Below are 17,215 nucleotides of genomic sequence, written 5' to 3' on the forward strand. Positions count from 1 at the left end.
CATGCCTGTGGGCCGCCAGTATCGGGTAGATCGCCTCCCATTCTTCGTCGCTGATTTCGAGCCGGTTCACCATCGCCAAAAGGCTTTAACCTTCGCAGTAAACGGTGCTTGTGTCAACAGAACCTAGAATGAGGAACTGCCAAGTGTCCCGAGATCGGTCATACCGACCCCATTCGGGCCGGTGATGAAGGCATGAGAGTCGCCGTTCAGTGTGGTTGCATACCCTACCACCTGCCCGAAGGCATTGACACTGGTGGCACGACTGAATGAACCACCAAGTGTCCCGAGGTCGGTCATGCCGACCCCATTCGGGCCGGTAATAAAGGCATGAGCGGAGGGTGTAAACGCCGTCCCCACCACCTGCTCGGATGCGTTGATGCCGGTGGCAGGACCGTCAAGGGTAGATCCGCCGAAGGTCCCGAGATCCAGGGCAGACCAAGTCAAGGCGCTGGTCGAGGTGGAAAGAACGAGCCCAACGCTCAGTGCGGCAACCAGGGTCAAAGAACGGCGAGTAGTCATCGAAAAAGACCCCGGAGGATACATAGATTGGCGACCGTGATTTTCCCGGAAAAACCTGTCGAAGCGCGGCAAATGTAACCCCGGCGTAACCCCGGAAAAAAGAACGTCCTTGTGATGTGCCCTAAGCGCTTGATTTCTTGGTGCCGCTGCCCGGAATCGAACTGGGGACCTACGCATTACGAATGCGCTGCTCTACCGACTGAGCTACAGCGGCACGGGTATTATTGATGACACCCCATGCAGATTTGAAATTGTAACAGCGGACTCCTTCCTTGAAAATACCCCCGCATTTTCTGGGGTGCGAATGAAAGTGTTGGGAGGTACCGATATGCCCCACCCTCGCGGGGGTGATCACCGATGTCAACGCCTCTCGAGCGAACAAGGCACTTCAACCCACACTGTCATTCGCGTGCGCTGTGCAAAGGCGCCGTTTTCCAGCGGATGCGAAACCCGCCCGGCAACTTTCGCTCCGGCCGGCAGCAACTGGAGCCGTCGTGGAGGAAACGAAACGGCTGAAGCCTCTGGTGTAGAGAGTTCTGTCAGGAACTCGGCGAACATGCCGGCCGTATAAGTTGATTGAACCCTGAGCAGGCCTCGAAAAAGTGTGATGCAAAAGCCGACCCGGCGCGAATACGGGGAAGGCCACTGTGCCAGGTGAACGCGAGCGAAACACAGCCTGGGGTTCTGCCGGGGTATGGGTGACGGCAGGTGGGGAAGAGGAAGACCCCGAGTCAGCGCTCTTCTCCCTACGCGGCGATGTCTTCGAATCACACCCCATTCACTCCGGGGGCTCCCTGGTTGGCTTGGCAGCTTCGCTCGGCGTGGTCGAGCACGTCCCGTCGATCAATCTTGTCGGTCACAGTTTGAGCAGTTCATCCTGTCACCTCCCTGGAGCCTTGCAAGCCTGAGAAATCTGTGGCCAGGCGACGACGCCCGGAGCGATCGCCGGCCACCCGCATCAATACCTGGCGCACGGCTGCCTCATCGCGCGCCTCCAGAGCCACGCCGAGCTGCCCAATCAGCCCGTTCAGCACCTCCGCGTCGAGACAAGGCTCGTCACCTTTCATGATCTTGGGGTGCAAGGTGCCCTCGGCGTTACTGCTGGCGATAAGCAGCTCCTCGTAGAGTTTTTCGCCGGGACGCAGACCAGTGATGGCAATTTCGATGTCGCCTTCGGGGTTGTCCTCATCACGTACCGAATGGCCAGCCAGCCGGATCATGTTGTGGGCCAGATCGAAGATTTTCACCGGCTCGCCCATGTCAAGCAAGAAGACCTCACCGCCGAGCGCCAGGCTGCCGGCCTGGATGACCAGTTCCACGGCTTCATGAATCGACATGAAATAGCGCGTCACTTCGGCGTGCGTGACGGTCACCGGACCGCCCTGGGCAATCTGGTCCTTGAACAGTGGAATCACCGAGCCGCTGGAACCGAGGACGTTGCCGAAGCGAACCGCACAGAATTGCTGACCGCTGCCTTGCGCACTGGCCTGCCGGGCGATGCCCTGGACGACCAGTTCTGCCCAGCGTTTGCTGGCCCCCATGATATTGGTTGGGCGCACCGCCTTGTCGGTCGAAATCAGGACAAAAGTTTGTACACCGGCAGCAAATGCCGCCTGCGCCAGGGTCAAGGTGCCGAGCACGTTGTTGCGGGCGCCTTCGAGGGGGTTGGCCTCGACCAGCGGTACATGCTTGTAAGCGGCGGCATGGTAAATGGTTTGCACCCGATGTTCGGCCAGCAGCCCCGACACCAGAGCGGCATCGCCAACCGATCCCAGACTGGCGATGATCCTGCAGTCCGCGATCGAACGTAGCAGGCGATCGATCTGGTACAGGGCATGCTCGCTCGTTTCCAGCAACACCATCCGGGCCGGGGCGAGAGCGGCGATTTGCAGACACAACTCCGAGCCGATCGAACCGCCGGCACCGCTCACCAGAACGGTCTTGCCGGTGATGCAACGTCCGAGTAGGCTGGGATCGGCGCCAACGGGGTCGCGGCCCAGCAGGTCGCCGATATCCACTTCCCGAACCATGTTCACCAAGTGCCGGCCGGTGGCAATGTCGGTCAGTGCAGGGAGAATGCGTACCCGTACCGGATGCTCCTCGAGAAACGACACGACCTCACGCCGCCGGGCACTGGAGGCAGAAGGCAGGGTCACGATCACATCGTGAATGTCGAAACGCTCGATCAATGCCGGCAGGTGCTCGGGTGGATACACCCGCAGACCGCCCATGTCCTTGCCTTGCAGGGTGGCGTCATCATCCAGGAAACCGGCGGGGAAGAGATCCCGCCCGCGTCGCAGTGAAGCGGCCAGTTGCCGACCGGCTTCGCCGGCACCGTAGATCAGCACCTGCCGGCCGGCAAAACGATTGCGCAGTGGAAACCAGAGCAACCAGCGTGCGGAAAACCGAGAACCACCGACCAACACCATGCCAATCAGCCAGTACAACAGCGGTACGGCCCGGGGTACGCCTTCGAGTCCGGTCATCTGGGTCATGAAGGCCAGCACCGCCCACGACAGTGCTGCCAGCGACATCCCCTTGAACACCGACCACAGCGCTTGTTCGCCCAGGTAGCGAATCACCGAGCGATACAAGCCCATCTTGAGGAAAACGGGCATCGCCAGCAGTGGTGCGACGGCCATCAATACCAGTTGTGAACGGTTGGGAATGAACCACTCGCCCAAACGCAAGGCATACGACGCCCAGACAGCGAATACCAGCAGCAGTGCATCGGCAAGCAGCATCAGACCCTGCTTGCCATGGCGTGGCAAGAGGATCAGTGCGCTCGAAATATGCTCGGGAATGAGTCTAGGCATCATTCCTCCTGACTGGCTGCAAAGGATGGGACGGTGGCACGTGCAGCCTTCGGCTTCATCTCGGCAGGTCCTTCTGCCCAAGCAGAAAAGGGCGAGGGGAAAATCCGAGATCACGCGCTGCGTCGGTATGATCGAACACCAGGTCCCGATTCATGCGTTCAGCCATGCCGCCTGACCAGTGCCGGCATCTGGGCAACAGTCGCAAGAGTGCCAGCACCGACTTGAATGCCGCCAGTGGGATGGCAAACAGCCGCGGTCGAAGATGAAGTGCAGCAAAGACGCGCCTCACCATCTCCCGGTAAGGCAGGGTCTCCCCGCCGGAAATGTTGTATGCCCGGTTTGCCGCGGCAGCACAGTGCAATCCCGCCAGGCATGCCCATGCGACGTCTTCGGCATGAACGGGCTGACGCGCCCCGATTGCCTCGCCCAGCAGCGGAAAAAAACCGAAGCGTTGAATGAAGCGGGCCAGCTCCGCAATGTTCTTGTCCTGCCCGCGACCGTAGATCAGGGTTGGACGCAGGATCACCCATTCCACGCCGTGATCTTCAGCCCAGGCCTGCAGGCGTGCCTCGGCCTCGGCCAGGCGATGGGCCACAGCGCGTTCTTGCTGATCAGAGGAATCATCTTTCGTGAAGCGACTGGTCGAAGACAGGGCGACCACGCGCCGTGCGCCATGCGCCGACAGCAAGGCGAAATGCTCAGGCAATACCCAGATGGGTGCCACGCAAATCCACAAAGGTAAACGCCTTGCCGCGGGCAGAGGCTCGGGGCCGGGGGGTGAGGGAAAAGCCGCGTTCGACAGGCATCTCCACTCCACTCCCTCAGCCACTTGTCCGATCTGCCGTCGCGAGAAGGCGGCGACGCGCCAGCCGGCCTGCGTCAGCAGGGGCAACAAGCATTCCCCCACCAGGCTGGTGGCGCCGAGGACGCCCATCGGGTACTCAGCCACGGCCTATTCCCATTCTGACCAGAGCGTAGTGGATGCCATGATAGCCGGCAACCATGATGAACCGCATCCATACCCCCGCCACGACCAGCCCCCAGAGGAGGCCAGGGTACTGATGATGGTAGAACTTGCGATAGAACCGCAACATTCCATGATGCTTGTGCCATTCCACAAACAGGGGACGGTTGCGGCCACACGCTCCCCGGACATGAACAACCTGGGCATCGGGAACGAACATCACCTTCCAGCCCCGTTGTGCAAAGCGCATGCACCAGTCGAGATCCTCACAATGGAGAAAGTATCCTTCGTCCCAAAGCCCTACGTCCTCGATCGCCGTACGTTTGACCAACATGCAGGCCCCGGAAATTGCCTCGACAGCCACCGGCTGATCAGGCAATGGCTCGGCGTGCTGGAGAAAATCTGAAAACGTTTCCGGGAAGAAGCGGGCCAGGCGAGAGAGGCCAAAAGCCCGCAGGAAGGCTCGCTGGGGGGTAGGGAAAGAACGTCGGCCCCCAGCCTGTTCAGACCCATCGGGATTGCACAGGAATCCGCCGACCATTCCAATCGTCGGTGAAGAATCCAGCACCTCGATCATGCGTGCCAATCCGCGCTCGGTCAGAACACCATCTGGATTCAGGAACAACAAGCGGCTGGCCGATGACGCTCTTGCGCCAATATTGCAGGCAAAGGCAAATCCCAGATTCTGGTGGTTGCAAAGTAGCGAAAGTTTCTTGCTCGGGATGGCACGTTCGAGATATTCCAGGCTGCCATCTGTCGAACCGTTATCCACCACAATGGCCCGCGCGGCATTGGCGTTGAGCACGGAGGAGACGCAGTCGGTCAACAGTTTGCCTGCGTTGTAATTGACGATGACTACATCACAATCAGGAGGGGATGCCGTTGGCGTCAAGAGGCCCCCTGTGGATTGCTTTCCCAGTGTTGTTATTCATTTATGGCAGATTTCCAGGTGATTGCCGAGTGGGCCCGTCTGGCCGGAGAGGGTGAATTCTATCTTGATCCCCTCGCCGTGGTGAGATTGCCAGCTTTTTCGGGTGGTCCGACCGCCAATTTTGGCAACTTCCCCGCTCCGCGTACTGTGTCTGGAAGCTCCCAAGTGGTAGACTCGCAGGCCACTCCAATGATGATCCGTCTTGACTGGAAATATCTGCATGAAACGTAAAGGCATCATTCTTGCTGGTGGTTCTGGCACCCGGCTTCACCCAGCCACCCTGGCAATCAGCAAGCAGTTGCTCCCGGTATTCGACAAGCCAATGATCTATTATCCGCTCAGCACCCTCATGCTGGCGGGAATACGTGACATCCTGATCATCTCGACGCCACAGGACACGCCGCGCTTCGAGCAACTGCTCGGTGACGGTTCGCGCTGGGGTATCCGTCTTCACTATGCCGTTCAGTTCAGTCCCGACGGTCTGGCGCAAGCGTTCATCATCGGGGAGTCGTTCATTGGCGATGATCTGTCGGCCCTAGTGCTGGGTGACAACATCTTTTACGGCCATGACTTCCACCACCTCCTGGCGAATGCCATGGCTCGTGACGAGGGGGCAAGCGTCTTTGCTTACCATGTGAAAGACCCCGAGCGTTACGGAGTGGCCGAGTTTGATTCCTGCGGCAAGGTGCTATCGCTGGAAGAAAAACCCAGGCAAGCAAAGTCCAATTACGCCGTCACCGGTTTGTATTTCTATGATCGACAAGTAGTCGGGCTGGCCAAGAACCTGCAACCCTCGCCGCGTGGCGAACTCGAGATCACCGATCTCAACCGCCTGTATCTGGAACAGGGGAAGCTCAAGGTCGAAATCATGGGACGGGGCTATGCCTGGCTGGACACCGGTACCCACGAATCGCTGCTCGATGCCAGCCAGTTTATTGCCACGCTGGAAAACCGCCAGGGACTCAAGGTGGCCTGCCCGGAAGAAATCGCTTATCGACAGCGATGGATTGATGCCGAGCAACTGGCCAACCTGGCACAGCCAATGGCCAGGAACGGCTACGGGCAATACCTGCTGCGCCTACTGAACGAAAGAAATCTGGCCGGTTGAAGCAGATGCTTCCGGCCGCCTCTATCACCGCCCCTTGTTGCGGCACCGCCGGTCAGGAAGAACTCTGGCCACATCCTCATCACGAAAGGCAGCCCAGACGCAATGAAAGCAACTGCTTTGGCCATCCCTGATGTCATGTTACTCGAACCCAAGGTATTCGGAGACGACCGAGGCTTCTTCTTCGAAAGCTTCAACCACGCACAAATCGAAACCGCGCTTGGCCGGAAAGTCAATTTCGTACAAGACAATCACTCCCGCTCGGCAAAGAACGTACTGCGTGGCCTGCATTACCAAATCAGACAGCCTCAGGCCAAATTGGTACGCGTTGTGCTTGGCGAGGTTTTTGACGTGGCGGTGGATATTCGCAAGTCCTCACACACCTTTGGTCGATGGGTGGGCCAAATCCTGAGCGCAGAAAACAAGAGACAGATGTGGGTCCCCGAGGGCTTTGCCCACGGCTTCGTCGTGCTCAGCGAGACAGCCGAATTCCTTTATAAGACCACTGACTACTGGGCACCGGAGCACGAGCGCTGCATCGTCTGGAATGACACCAATCTGGCGATTAACTGGCCCATCGATGGCGATCCCGTGGTCTCTGCGAAAGATGCGGAAGGTGCCGCATTTCAGGCCGCAGAGGTCTACGCTTGATGCGGAATTTTTCGATCTCACCAAGAGAAATGGCGGCCAGCTTATGGCGCAACCGCACTTTGGTAAAGGCCCTCGTGCAACGTGAGGTTGTCGGCCGTTATCGTGGTTCGCTGATGGGCATCTTGTGGTCACTTTTCAACCCGATTTTCATGCTGATAGTATACACATTCGTTTTTAGTGTCGTTTTCAAGGCGCGCTGGAACGTGGGGAGTGATTCAAAAACCGAATTTGCCCTGGTGTTGTTTGCTGGCCTCATCGTTTTCAACATGTTTGCAGAATGCGTCAACCGGGCTCCCGGCCTGATTCTTGGCAATGCGAACTACGTCAAGAAAGTCGTTTTCCCTTTGGAGATACTTCCCTGGGCGGCCTTGGGGTCAACCCTCTTTCACGGTACGGTCAGCCTGTTGGTTTGGCTGGTCGCTTATGCGATATTTTTTGGAATGCCTCAAATAACGGTGCTGTTGTTTCCATTGGTCATTATTCCTTTGCTGCTATTTATTATGGGTTTGACCTGGGGGTTGGCATCGCTGGGAGTCTACCTGCGCGACATCTCGCAATTCGTCGGTATTGTCACGACCGTGTTGATGTTTCTTTCGCCTGTCTTCTATCCCGCCAGCGCACTGCCGAAAGAATACGGCTACCTCCTCAGCTTGAACCCCCTCACGCCCGCAATCGAGCAGGTTCGCGAGGTGCTATTCTGGGGCAGAGTGCCTGATCTGAAGGTCATGTGCGTGTATCTACTGAGTGCCGGAATCGTCGCCTGGCTGGGTTTCGCCTGGTTTCAGAAGACGCGCAAGGGGTTTGCCGATGTCCTCTGATCGCCAGGACAGGCTGCCTCCGCGAAAACCTTCGAGCGAAAACCGCGGTCACGAGGATCAGGGTGCGCCAGTTCGCGATGATTATGCTATCCGTGTCGATAATCTCTCCAAATGTTACCAGGTTTACGAAAAGCCGCATGACCGTCTAAAGCAGTCGATTTATCCATGGCTGCAAAGACTCCTGGGCAAGCCGACCAAACAATATCATCGTGAATTCTGGGCTTTGAAGGATGTTGCTTTTGAGGTGAAAAGGGGTGAAACCGTCGGCATTATCGGACGCAATGGCGCAGGCAAGTCGACTCTACTGCAGCTCGTTTGTGGCACCCTGGCGCCGACGACCGGAACAATCGAAGTCAATGGGCGGGTTGCTGCCTTGCTCGAACTGGGGGCTGGCTTTAATCCGGAGTTCACCGGTCGTGAAAACGTTTACATGAATGCCTCGATTCTCGGTCTCTCGACAAGGCAAATCGATGCCAGGTTTGAACAGATCGTTGCCTTTGCGGATATTGGCGAATTTATCGACCAACCGGTCAAGGCCTATTCAAGCGGGATGTACGTGCGCTTGGCGTTCGCGGTGATCGCGCATGTCGACGCGGATGTTTTGATTATTGACGAGGCGTTGGCTGTGGGCGATGCATTCTTTACGCAAAAATGTATGCGCTTCATTCGTCAATACCAGGAGAAGGGTGGCACGATTCTCTTTGTCAGCCATGACATGGGTGCCGTGATGAATATATGCCAATCTGCGGTGATTTTATTTGGCGGGGGGCAGAAAAAGGCCATTACGGGACCTGCAGAGACTTTGTGCAAACAGTACCTCAGTCAAGTTTATGATGATCCGACACGCCATCAGGCCGTCGTTGAACAGCGCATGGTGCAGCTCCACTCGCCATCGCGAGACAATGACCGAGCGCCACGGGTGCTCAAGGGAACAGCTCCGGAAGCCAATATCTATTCCGTGTCAGCCTATCGCGACGATACCGAGGCTTTTGGTGTTGGTGGCGCAACGATCATCAATGCGGGTTTTTTTGATGAGAATGAAAAGCAACTCGTGATGCTTACAGGCGGGCACCCGGTTTGTTTTGTTGTGAGGGTGCAGGCAAATCAAAGTATTTCATACCTGGCAGTGGGGCTGATGCTGAAAGACCGACTCGGGCAATATCTTTACACAGAAGGAACCGATCCCACTTTTCGCCACCTGCAGCCCAGCCTCTCGGCAAGGGATATGGTCGATGTCAGATTCCGCTTTACCATGCCAATACTGATCCGCGGTCAATATACGATGAACATAGCTGTCGCCGAAGGTCGGGGCGATGATCATATCCAGCATCACTGGGTTCATGATGCGATGATAATTGAATCGATTTCCGGCCCGGTCGTCCATGGCCTTGGGGGGTTCCTGAATACAGAGATTGCAATGAATTTTTTCCCGCAGCTGCAGGCGGTTGCACCGTGAGCGTCATCAGCACTGCGTATGGTGACTTCCGGATCATCGATGCCGATAGCGTGATCTCACGATCACTGAGTCTGTATGGCGAGTGGGCTCAAAACGAGATTGACATGCTCGTCAATTTCATTCAGACCGGTTTTGTAGTAGTGGATGCCGGTGCGTTTATCGGGACGCATGCGCGTGCCTTTTCGGCGATGGTTGGAGAGTCCGGAAGGGTCATTGCATTTGAACCTCGCCAGAATATCGCAGAGGTTCTCGACCAGAATGCCAGGCTGGCCCCGGTCAACAATATCACGGTGATCAGGGGCGCACTCGGAGCGGCAGAAGATCGGCTATCAGTACCAATTCTTCATCTTGAGGGAAGTCATAACTTCGGTGCCTCCGCACTGGCTGCCTTGGATGACGACGGAGACGATACCAAAGAAACCGTCACCGTCCGACCCCTGGATGATTACCGGCTTGATCGCCTCGATTTTCTCAAGATTGATGTGGAAGGGATGGAACTGGCGGTTCTGGAGGGCGGTCGAGAAACCATCAGACGATGTCAACCAGTCATCTTTGCAGAGTCCAACTCGCTGGCAGCGAGTGCGCCAATCTTCGAGTGGTGTGCACAGGAAGAATATAGAATTTTTGGTGTTTTAAGTTCGGCATATAATCAAGAAAATTTTGCCGGTAATCAGGTAAACATTTTTGGGTCGTCTCTGGAAGCAGGATTGCTGCTGATTCCCATGACTTCGTATGCGAGGTTTGAGGACGTTCTGTCGACAAATAATCTCCCGCCGCTAGAAACGGTTGACGATCTGGCCCTGCTGTTGCTCCATAAACCACAATATCTGCTTGATGTTCTTGCGCATTGTTCAGCTGGAGCGAAACTCTCGCTTACCTATCCATCGCCGCTTGCCGCACTGCTCGTCCAGAACGCCGAGTACGCCAATATCTTGGAACGTCTGAAAGCGACAGAGCACGCCAAGGATATCGCCGAGCGAATGGCCTATGACCGGCAGGCCGAATTGGAAGCGATTCGAGGTAGCATTTTCTGGCGCGTTGGCGAAAAGCTTCGTTTGGCTCCTGCGAACAAGGCCAAAGCGGATGGATAGGGTGCACTTTGGCATTGATTCCCTCGTCTTTCGAGACCAGACGATCTTTGGCTTCGGTTGGTTGTTCCACGCGCTCGAAGAGGTTGCAACGCTGAGCCTGCGCCTTGTCTCCGCAGATTGTCAGGAGGTGTGCGACATCTCCATCGAGTATGGGAAGCCGAGGGCCGATGTGCAGGACTCTTATTCTGCCTCACCCTACTCGCTCAACTCGGGGTTTGTAGTATACGGCGGGTGTGCCAAGAGAATTGATCAGATCACTCGACTTTCACTGGTGGGCAGTTTGGCGGGCGGTGATTGCTTTGAAGTGCACGTCTCCTCCTCTTGTCTGACAAACCTGGATGCCCCGAATGCATCCTGGAGTCATACCCTGCGTTGGCATCGTACCAAGAGTTTTCTCCGGCGTGGATGGGGTTTGATCAAGCAAGGACAGTTTGCGGTCCTCAGCGATAAGGCCAGGCGCCATTTGAGAGGAAACCGGAAATTTTCTGAAGTCAGCGTCGATGCCATCGTCCATAGCCTGACACTCGGCGGCCCTGGGAAGAACGTGCTGGTCATCGATCATGATCTTGGCGGAGGCGCAAATCAATACCGGGATGGGCTGGTGGCGGACAGATTAAGCCAGGGGGCTACGGTTCTGGTCCTGAGTTATCAAGTGGCGACCCTTAATCATATGCTTTTGGTATGCGGCCGGCAGCCCGATCGTCGATATTCTATTCCTGGCCTGAGCTTCGTGCGCGACCTGGCGCACAGGGTGCGATTCGACGAAGTGATCTATAATACTGCGGTATCTTTCGTTAAACCAGAAGAAACTCCAGACCTGATCGTTGCGCTCAAGGCTGAGCAAAATCCTTTTGTGACCATGCTCCTGCATGACTTTTTTACAGTGTGCCCATCGCATTTCCTGCTCAATCATCAAGGGGTATTCTGCAACCTGCCAGAAGGAAAAAAATGTCAGGAGTGCCTAGAAAAAAATCAGCAGGGATTTGCGACGCTTTTTCAGTTGAAGAGTATCGAGCATTGGCGCACCTCCTGGGGCAAGGCTCTGGGTGTGGCGGATCGAATCATTGCGTTCTCGAATAGCTCACTGCAGTTGTTGTCCCGCGCCTACCCGCAACTGGATCTTTCGCATGCAGAGATATTACCGCACAAGGTCGCTCCTCTCCGGAGCGAACCGCTGTTGCCCAGTCAGGTGACTGCCCTGCGTATCGGCGTCGTTGGTCATATTGGCTACCATAAGGGGGCAAAAATTGTACAGGATCTGGCACGAGAAATCGCACGCCGCGATGCCAAGATCCAGATCGTGGTTTTTGGTACTCTTGATGCCAACTGCCCTGAGCGGGTGGTGACGGTGACCGGTCCCTACAAACAGGCTCAACTCCCGGTATTGATCAGTGACCACGGAGTCAATACCTTCTTGTTTCCTTCCATCTGCCCCGAGACCTTTTCCTATGTTGTCCAGGAGTTGATGGAACTTCATTGCCCAGTCGCCTGCTTTGATCTGGGTGCGCCGGCCGAGCGCTTGCGCAACTACTCAAAAGGACTGATATTGCGGGAGCAGGGCGGAAGCGCGGTGCTCGATGCATTGATCGAGTTCCATCGGAAAACATATTTGCTACCGACTGCCTGTGCGATTTCCGCCGAGGATGCTGCTTGATGCTTGTTTATACTTCCGTAACTAAAAGCTATATTCCAAAGGCTCGTGTTCTCGCTCGTTCTGTCAAGCGATTTCATCCCAATTGGAGTTTCCATCTGGTTTTATCGGATAATCTCCCGAGCAAATTTGATCTGGCAAACGAGCCCTTCGATGGTGTCCTTACCATCGACCAACTCGGCATCCCCGGCTGGAAGTCCTGGGCTTTTGGACATTCCATCGTGGAATTGTGCACGGCGGTAAAGGGCGTCGCCGGGCTGTTGTTTGCCGCTCGCCCTGGAGTGGACAAGGTGATGTACCTTGATCCTGACATCAAGGTATTCAATTCCCTGTCGCCACTTGACGAACTGCTTGATCAGTACGAAGTGTTATTAACCCCGCACCTGTTGGTTGCAGAAGAGCAAACCCAGGCGATCATGGATAACGAAATATCAGCGTTGAAACACGGGGTCTACAACCTTGGATTTTTCGCTGCGCGTGCCGGCGGGCAAGGCCGTGAATTCATGGATTGGTGGGCAAAGCGACTGTTGCTATTCTGCATTGATGACATCCCCGGCGGCCTGTTTACCGATCAGCGCTGGTGCGACCTGGCGCCGTGCTTCTTTGATCGCTTACATACTCTGCGCGATCCTGGTTTCAATGTGGCCACTTGGAACCTGGCGCATCGGCCGATCACCAAGGATGTCCATTGGACATATCGTGCCGGAAGTGCGCCACTTCGGTTCTACCACTTTACCGGTTATGATAGCGGCGCTGGCCTGGGTATGCTCATGCGTTATGCTGCAAGTCAGCGGGTGGCGCATGAGCTTTGGAATGGGTATGCTGCTGATCTGAAGCAGGCCGATAACAGCAATCCGATCTACAAGCACTGGACATATGGAAGCTTCAGTAATGGTGAGTTGATCCCATTGCAGGCAAGGCGCATTTATCGCAAACGTGGCGATCTGAGAGCCGCCTTCCCTGATCCTTATCTGGTCGAGAAGCATGATTGTTTCCTATCCTGGTGGAAAGCCAACGGGCAAACCGCCAGCAGTGAGCTGCCAGCCAAGAGGGGATTTCGGCATCGCATCATCAATCTCTTGCCACCTCGCGTTGCCTTCATTGCTCGGCAGGCAAAGCAGAAGCTTGCACTTGGGCGTCCGCGTCGGCCTTGACCGGGCGGGATCCAGTCAGCCAGGGTCAGCGGTGTTCCGTTTGCTCGATCGCTGCCACCAGATCGTGGACAAATCGCACGTCTGACTGCCTCGCTTGGTCGGGATAATGCTCTTATCCATCAAGCGCCAGATTTCACGCACCGTTGTAATCCGGGAGGATTGAATCGAACGCCGTTTCCGCCACATTTTTGGAATACTCTTGAGCGCGTCCCGCTTGGCGCGCAGCATCGTTAGTCCCTGGCCGCGCCATGAGAACACCATCAGGGCGACCAGATTCATCGCCAGATGCAAGGGCAGGAACGCCCAGAACAGTATCCATGGCATGTTTTTCACGTAGGTCCACACCAGATTACGATGCCCGTGATACACGGCAAAATCGCTATGCTGCCCACTGGTCGTACCCGAGCCTACGTGATGGGCCACCGATGTGGATACATAGAGGCAGCGATACCCTGCCAGTCGTAAACGGAAACCGAGGTCCAGATCCTCGAGGTAGCAAAAAAAGTCCTCATCGAAACCACCTGCCTCGACCAATGCGCTTCGCCGATACAGCGCTGCCGCCGCACAGGGGGAGAATGCTTCCCGCGTTTGCTCTGAAACCGATGTGACAGGTGCCCCATGCCCTCGCCGCCAGACCAGGCCGCTGACGTGATAGGCATCACCGGCCCCATCCAATATGGCCGGATCGGCGGCAGCAACCAGCTTGCTACCGAATATTTCAAAAGCCGGATAGTCGCGCGTTGCCAACAGCAATGCTTCCAGCCAGCACGGCTCGACGAAAGCATCCGGATTGAGCAAGGCGATCCATTCAGACTCGGCTGCCGCCTCTTCGATCGCCAGATTATTCCCGCGCGCAAAACCGAGGTTTCGGTCCTGCGCCAGCAAACGTACCGAGGGAAATCTGCGTACGAGGTCGAGCGAACCGTCGGAACTCGCGTTATCCACAAGAATGATCTCATGCGGTTCCACCGTCTGGGCCAGCAGCGCCGATAGACAACGGTCAAGGAATCGTTCGCCGTTCCAGTTGACAATGATCACGGTTACCTTGGGCCATCTCTCATTCATCTGATCATTCAATGTGATTCTTACGAAGACTCAAAAAAACTCTCCTAGCTTACGCGAATGTCACGCGCGCATGCTGGAAAAAATGAGATTTCTGGTGCTCGCCGAACCCCGTCATGTGAAAGTCGCATCAGCGACTCACGAATCTTGCCTACCGCTTGCGGGGGAGGGCTCGTCGATCGGGCGCAGGGTCACCTTCCAGTGTGGATTGTTGCATGTCCAGGCAACCCGGAAAGGACGAGAGGCCAGCCGGTTGTGCGGTTGTGCGATCATCGCGCTTTTTCCAGGTAAGGCGCTAGAATTGTGGATTTGCAACGCTTGGCGGTGACTTGATGGAGCAAACCCCGCAACCGCCACCCTCAGCACCTGCCCGCGCCGACGAATCCCATGCGCCGCCGCCCGCACGATTGTTGCGGCTGTCGCGGTATCTGGCGCTGTCCTACCTCGTGTTGATCATCTACGCGAGCCTCTATCCCTTCGCCAACTGGCGCGATCTCGGCGTCTCGCCGCTGGAGTTCATTGACGCCGCCTGGCCGCGCTACTGGACAATTTTCGACCTGGTGGTCAACGTCGTTGCCTACGTGCCGCTGGGCTTCCTGGTAGCGCTGGCGCTACGCCGACTGCCCGGTGGACGCTGGACCGCAACCATCGTCGCGCTACTGCTCGGCAGCCTGCTGAGCCTGGCCATGGAGTTCCTGCAGAACTGGTTGCCTGCACGCGTGTCTTCGAATCTCGATCTCGCTTGCAATACTGCCGGTGCCGCCATCGGTGCAGTGATCGCGTTCTCCAGTGGCCGGCAAATCTTCCGGCGCATCGGCGAAGTCCAGCAGACCCTGTTGGCGCCGCTGGAGCACCTCGAACTCGGTCTGGTGCTGCTCGGTACCTGGCTGTTGACGCAGCTCTCTCCGGAAACGCTGCTGTTCACCACCGGCGACCTGCGCAGCGTGCTCCAACTGACGCCGGCGGTTCCCTACGCGGCGCACTCGTTTTTCGTTCTCGAAGCCGGTGTCATCGCCCTTAACACCATCGTCATCGGTCTTTTTGCGCGCACACTGCTGGCCGATCGGGCCGCGCCGCATCTCGCGCTGTTGGTCTTCTTCGTACTTGCCTTGGCCATCAGGACGTTTGCCGCCGCGGTCCTGGTTGCTCCACAGGAGGCGTTTGCCTGGCTGACGCCGGGTGCCGAACTCGGGCTGCTGATCGGTGGCGTGCTGCTCTCGCTGCTACTGCTGTTGCCGGCACCCGTTCGTATCGCGTTGGCGGGTGTGGCGCTGATGGCCGGTAGCGCGCTGGTCAATCTGACGCCGGCCAACCCCTACTCGGAAGCGGCGCTGGCCGCCTGGCGACAAGGACACTTCCTCAACTTCAACGGTCTCACGCGCTGGGTCGCCAGTTTCTGGCCTTTCGTCGCACTACCCTATCTGACGGTAGTCGGACGCCACTTGTAGGGCGCTCAAGCGTCACCCGATTGGCGGCGAGCACGCAACTGGCGTTCCCAGGCAGCGAGTTGGGGCGCTCGTTGCTCGATGTCGGCCGCCAGGTGCATTTCGAGTCGTTCAAGCAGCGCAAGGTCCTCGGGGCCCACAGCCTGCGGGAAGATGCACTGCAGATGCAGCACCAGATCGCCGACTGCAGCACCTTGCCTGTGTGGAAAACCCAGGCCTGGCAGACGTTGCTCAAGCGAGCGCTGCGGTAGCAGTTCGAAGCGGGTTGTGCCGCGCAGGGTTGGCACCTCGACATGGCCACCGCCGAGCAGGCGGAAAATACTCACGGGTAGTTGACAATGCAGATCATGGCCATCGAGGATGAACAGCGGATGTGTGGCCAGGCTGATTTCGAGGTAGAGATCGCCAGCGATGGTATTGCCGGGAGTCAGTGGCGCCTGTCGGGCCAGGCGTAGTCGCTCGCCGTCGCGCAGCCCTGGTGGCACGCGCACGGCCAGCGTTCGCCATTCCTGGCGCCAGCCACTGCCCATGCAATCGCTGCAGTCCGTCTCGCGCAGATAACCGCGCCCGGCACATCCTTCGCACACACTCGTGCCGCCCCCTTTGCGAGCGACCCGACCGCAGCCGTTGCAGCGCGGACAAGGCAGCGAGTGCTTGTGCTGCAAGCGACCGCTGCCACGGCAGCCCGCACAGCGAATGTGGTGCAGCAGTTCGATGTGTTTCAGGCAACCCGCCGCCGCTTCTTCGAGCGTCAGCGTCAGGGATTGCGTCAGATCCTCGGCAACCGGAGCGGCGGCGGTCGGGCGGCCCTCCCTGGCCGCTGCCGCCTGCGTCAACCGCCATTCGGCCAGGCGTTGCGGGTCGAGCAGCAGTTCGTAGGCAGCCTGGATGCGCAAGAACTCTTTGCCGGCTGCAGACGAGTGGTTACGATCCGGGTGCCACTGCATGACCAGTCGACGATACGCGCGCTTGACTTCGTCAAGCGATGCATGGCGGTGTACGCCAAGAATGGCGTACGGGTCCTCGCGGATATTCATGAATGGTCAGAATGGGCACTGGTGAGGCGAACGCGGCGGGGGGTCGCGACCATGGACACCAAGGCTACGGGCATTTTATGCGATATCGGTGCTCGTGGTCGGCAGATCTGCAGGCTGATGTGTGCTGCCAGCAACGGCGACAGCAGAATCAGGGTTAGAATCGGGCGCCGCAGCCAGCAATTCACCTGAAGGAGCCAGTCTTATGAGCCATTTCAAGCATCATGTATTTTTCTGCTGCAACCAGCGCGGCGAGGGCGAAACCTGCTGCAACCATGCCGGCGCCACCACCGCTCAGACCTACGCCAAGGACCGCATCGGCGAACTGCGCCTCAAGGGCGCCGGCAAGATCCGCATCAACAAGGCTGGCTGCATGGACCGTTGTGACCAGGGACCGGTGCTGGTCGTCTATCCGGAAGGGGTGTGGTACAGCTACGTTGACTGTGAAGACATCGAGGAGATCATCCAGGAGCATCTGGTACAGGGGCGGGTCGTCGACCGTCTGCGCATCTGAACGG

At 57.4% G+C, this 17,215-nt stretch carries 15 protein-coding genes and 1 tRNA gene; 9 read left to right on the forward strand and 7 right to left on the reverse strand.

Annotated elements, in window-relative coordinates:
* Window positions 1-123: 123 nt before the first annotated feature.
* From V5B39_RS06350 to V5B39_RS06370, 5 genes are all read right to left on the reverse strand, one after another.
* A complete protein-coding gene (locus tag V5B39_RS06350; RefSeq protein WP_332342083.1) occupies window positions 124-519 on the reverse strand; it encodes a hypothetical protein in 396 nt (131 codons plus the stop codon).
* 138 nt (window positions 520-657) lie between these two features.
* Window positions 658-733 (reverse strand) — tRNA-Thr (locus tag V5B39_RS06355).
* A 658-nt stretch (window positions 734-1,391) separates the two neighbouring features.
* Entirely contained in the window at window positions 1,392-3,335 is a 1,944-nt protein-coding gene (locus tag V5B39_RS06360; RefSeq protein WP_332342084.1) for a polysaccharide biosynthesis protein, read from the reverse strand.
* A 55-nt stretch (window positions 3,336-3,390) separates the two neighbouring features.
* Window positions 3,391-4,284 (reverse strand): NAD-dependent epimerase/dehydratase family protein, encoded by an 894-nt coding sequence (locus V5B39_RS06365; RefSeq protein WP_332342085.1) that lies wholly within the window; start codon window positions 4,282-4,284, stop codon window positions 3,391-3,393.
* Complete coding sequence (locus V5B39_RS06370) at window positions 4,277-5,191, reverse strand: glycosyltransferase family 2 protein (protein WP_332342086.1); 915 nt, start codon at window positions 5,189-5,191, stop codon at window positions 4,277-4,279. Before V5B39_RS06370 ends, V5B39_RS06365 begins: the two co-directional genes overlap by 8 nt.
* A 259-nt stretch (window positions 5,192-5,450) precedes the next feature.
* Between V5B39_RS06370 and rfbA the strand changes: the two genes are divergently transcribed.
* From rfbA to V5B39_RS06405, 7 genes are all read left to right on the forward strand, one after another.
* Window positions 5,451-6,338, forward strand: a complete 888-nt coding sequence (rfbA, locus tag V5B39_RS06375) for a glucose-1-phosphate thymidylyltransferase RfbA (protein WP_332342087.1) — start codon at window positions 5,451-5,453, stop codon at window positions 6,336-6,338.
* 102 nt (window positions 6,339-6,440) lie between these two features.
* A complete protein-coding gene (rfbC, locus tag V5B39_RS06380; protein ID WP_332342088.1) occupies window positions 6,441-6,986 on the forward strand; it encodes a dTDP-4-dehydrorhamnose 3,5-epimerase in 546 nt (181 codons plus the stop codon).
* Window positions 6,986-7,804, forward strand: a complete 819-nt coding sequence (locus V5B39_RS06385; RefSeq protein ID WP_332342089.1) for an ABC transporter permease — start codon at window positions 6,986-6,988, stop codon at window positions 7,802-7,804. Before rfbC ends, V5B39_RS06385 begins: the two co-directional genes overlap by 1 nt.
* Window positions 7,794-9,260, forward strand: a complete 1,467-nt coding sequence (locus V5B39_RS06390; protein WP_332342090.1) for an ABC transporter ATP-binding protein — start codon at window positions 7,794-7,796, stop codon at window positions 9,258-9,260. Before V5B39_RS06385 ends, V5B39_RS06390 begins: the two co-directional genes overlap by 11 nt.
* The gene (locus V5B39_RS06395; protein WP_332342091.1) at window positions 9,257-10,351 is read left to right on the forward strand and encodes an FkbM family methyltransferase; all 1,095 of its coding nucleotides are present in this window, start codon (window positions 9,257-9,259) and stop codon (window positions 10,349-10,351) included. The genes V5B39_RS06390 and V5B39_RS06395 overlap by 4 nt, the downstream gene beginning before the upstream one ends.
* The gene (locus V5B39_RS06400; protein WP_332342092.1) at window positions 10,344-12,005 is read left to right on the forward strand and encodes a glycosyltransferase; all 1,662 of its coding nucleotides are present in this window, start codon (window positions 10,344-10,346) and stop codon (window positions 12,003-12,005) included. The genes V5B39_RS06395 and V5B39_RS06400 overlap by 8 nt, the downstream gene beginning before the upstream one ends.
* Window positions 12,005-13,156: a glycosyl transferase gene (locus V5B39_RS06405; RefSeq protein ID WP_332342093.1), complete on the forward strand. Its 1,152-nt coding sequence runs from the start codon at window positions 12,005-12,007 to the stop codon at window positions 13,154-13,156. The genes V5B39_RS06400 and V5B39_RS06405 overlap by 1 nt, the downstream gene beginning before the upstream one ends.
* A gap of 15 nt (window positions 13,157-13,171) precedes the next feature.
* Here the strand turns inward: V5B39_RS06405 and V5B39_RS06410 are convergent, their stop codons facing one another.
* Window positions 13,172-14,233, reverse strand: a complete 1,062-nt coding sequence (locus tag V5B39_RS06410) for a glycosyltransferase family 2 protein (protein WP_332342094.1) — start codon at window positions 14,231-14,233, stop codon at window positions 13,172-13,174.
* A gap of 317 nt (window positions 14,234-14,550) precedes the next feature.
* Here V5B39_RS06410 and V5B39_RS06415 point away from each other — a divergent pair, with 317 nt between their 5' ends.
* On the forward strand, window positions 14,551-15,666 hold the full coding sequence (locus V5B39_RS06415) for a VanZ family protein (RefSeq protein WP_332342095.1): 1,116 nt from the start codon (window positions 14,551-14,553) through the stop codon (window positions 15,664-15,666).
* A gap of 5 nt (window positions 15,667-15,671) precedes the next feature.
* Here V5B39_RS06415 and V5B39_RS06420 read toward each other — a convergent pair whose 3' ends face one another.
* Window positions 15,672-16,700, reverse strand: a complete 1,029-nt coding sequence (locus V5B39_RS06420) for a J domain-containing protein (protein ID WP_332342096.1) — start codon at window positions 16,698-16,700, stop codon at window positions 15,672-15,674.
* A gap of 202 nt (window positions 16,701-16,902) precedes the next feature.
* Between V5B39_RS06420 and V5B39_RS06425 the strand changes: the two genes are divergently transcribed.
* Window positions 16,903-17,211, forward strand: coding sequence for a (2Fe-2S) ferredoxin domain-containing protein (locus V5B39_RS06425; protein ID WP_332342097.1), 309 nt, complete (start codon window positions 16,903-16,905; stop codon window positions 17,209-17,211).
* Window positions 17,212-17,215: the final 4 nt, after the last annotated feature.

It is taken from the genome of Accumulibacter sp. (genome assembly GCF_036625275.1).
Classification (GTDB): domain Bacteria; phylum Pseudomonadota; class Gammaproteobacteria; order Burkholderiales; family Rhodocyclaceae; genus Accumulibacter.

Excerpts from the sequence above, each read along its gene's own strand:
- V5B39_RS06350 (WP_332342083.1), bottom strand. The coding sequence starts at position 519 with ATGACTACTCGCCGTTCTTTGACCCTGGTTGCCGCACTGAGCGTTGGG.
- V5B39_RS06360 (WP_332342084.1), bottom strand. The coding sequence starts at position 3,335 with ATGCCTAGACTCATTCCCGAGCATATTTCGAGCGCACTGATCCTCTTG.
- rfbA (WP_332342087.1), top strand. The coding sequence starts at position 5,451 with ATGAAACGTAAAGGCATCATTCTTGCTGGTGGTTCTGGCACCCGGCTT.
- rfbC (WP_332342088.1), top strand. The coding sequence starts at position 6,441 with ATGAAAGCAACTGCTTTGGCCATCCCTGATGTCATGTTACTCGAACCC.
- V5B39_RS06385 (WP_332342089.1), top strand. The coding sequence starts at position 6,986 with ATGCGGAATTTTTCGATCTCACCAAGAGAAATGGCGGCCAGCTTATGG.
- V5B39_RS06390 (WP_332342090.1), top strand. The coding sequence starts at position 7,794 with ATGTCCTCTGATCGCCAGGACAGGCTGCCTCCGCGAAAACCTTCGAGC.
- V5B39_RS06400 (WP_332342092.1), top strand. The coding sequence starts at position 10,344 with ATGGATAGGGTGCACTTTGGCATTGATTCCCTCGTCTTTCGAGACCAG.
- V5B39_RS06405 (WP_332342093.1), top strand. The coding sequence starts at position 12,005 with ATGCTTGTTTATACTTCCGTAACTAAAAGCTATATTCCAAAGGCTCGT.
- V5B39_RS06415 (WP_332342095.1), top strand. The coding sequence starts at position 14,551 with ATGGAGCAAACCCCGCAACCGCCACCCTCAGCACCTGCCCGCGCCGAC.
- V5B39_RS06420 (WP_332342096.1), bottom strand. The coding sequence starts at position 16,700 with ATGAATATCCGCGAGGACCCGTACGCCATTCTTGGCGTACACCGCCAT.
- V5B39_RS06425 (WP_332342097.1), top strand. The coding sequence starts at position 16,903 with ATGAGCCATTTCAAGCATCATGTATTTTTCTGCTGCAACCAGCGCGGC.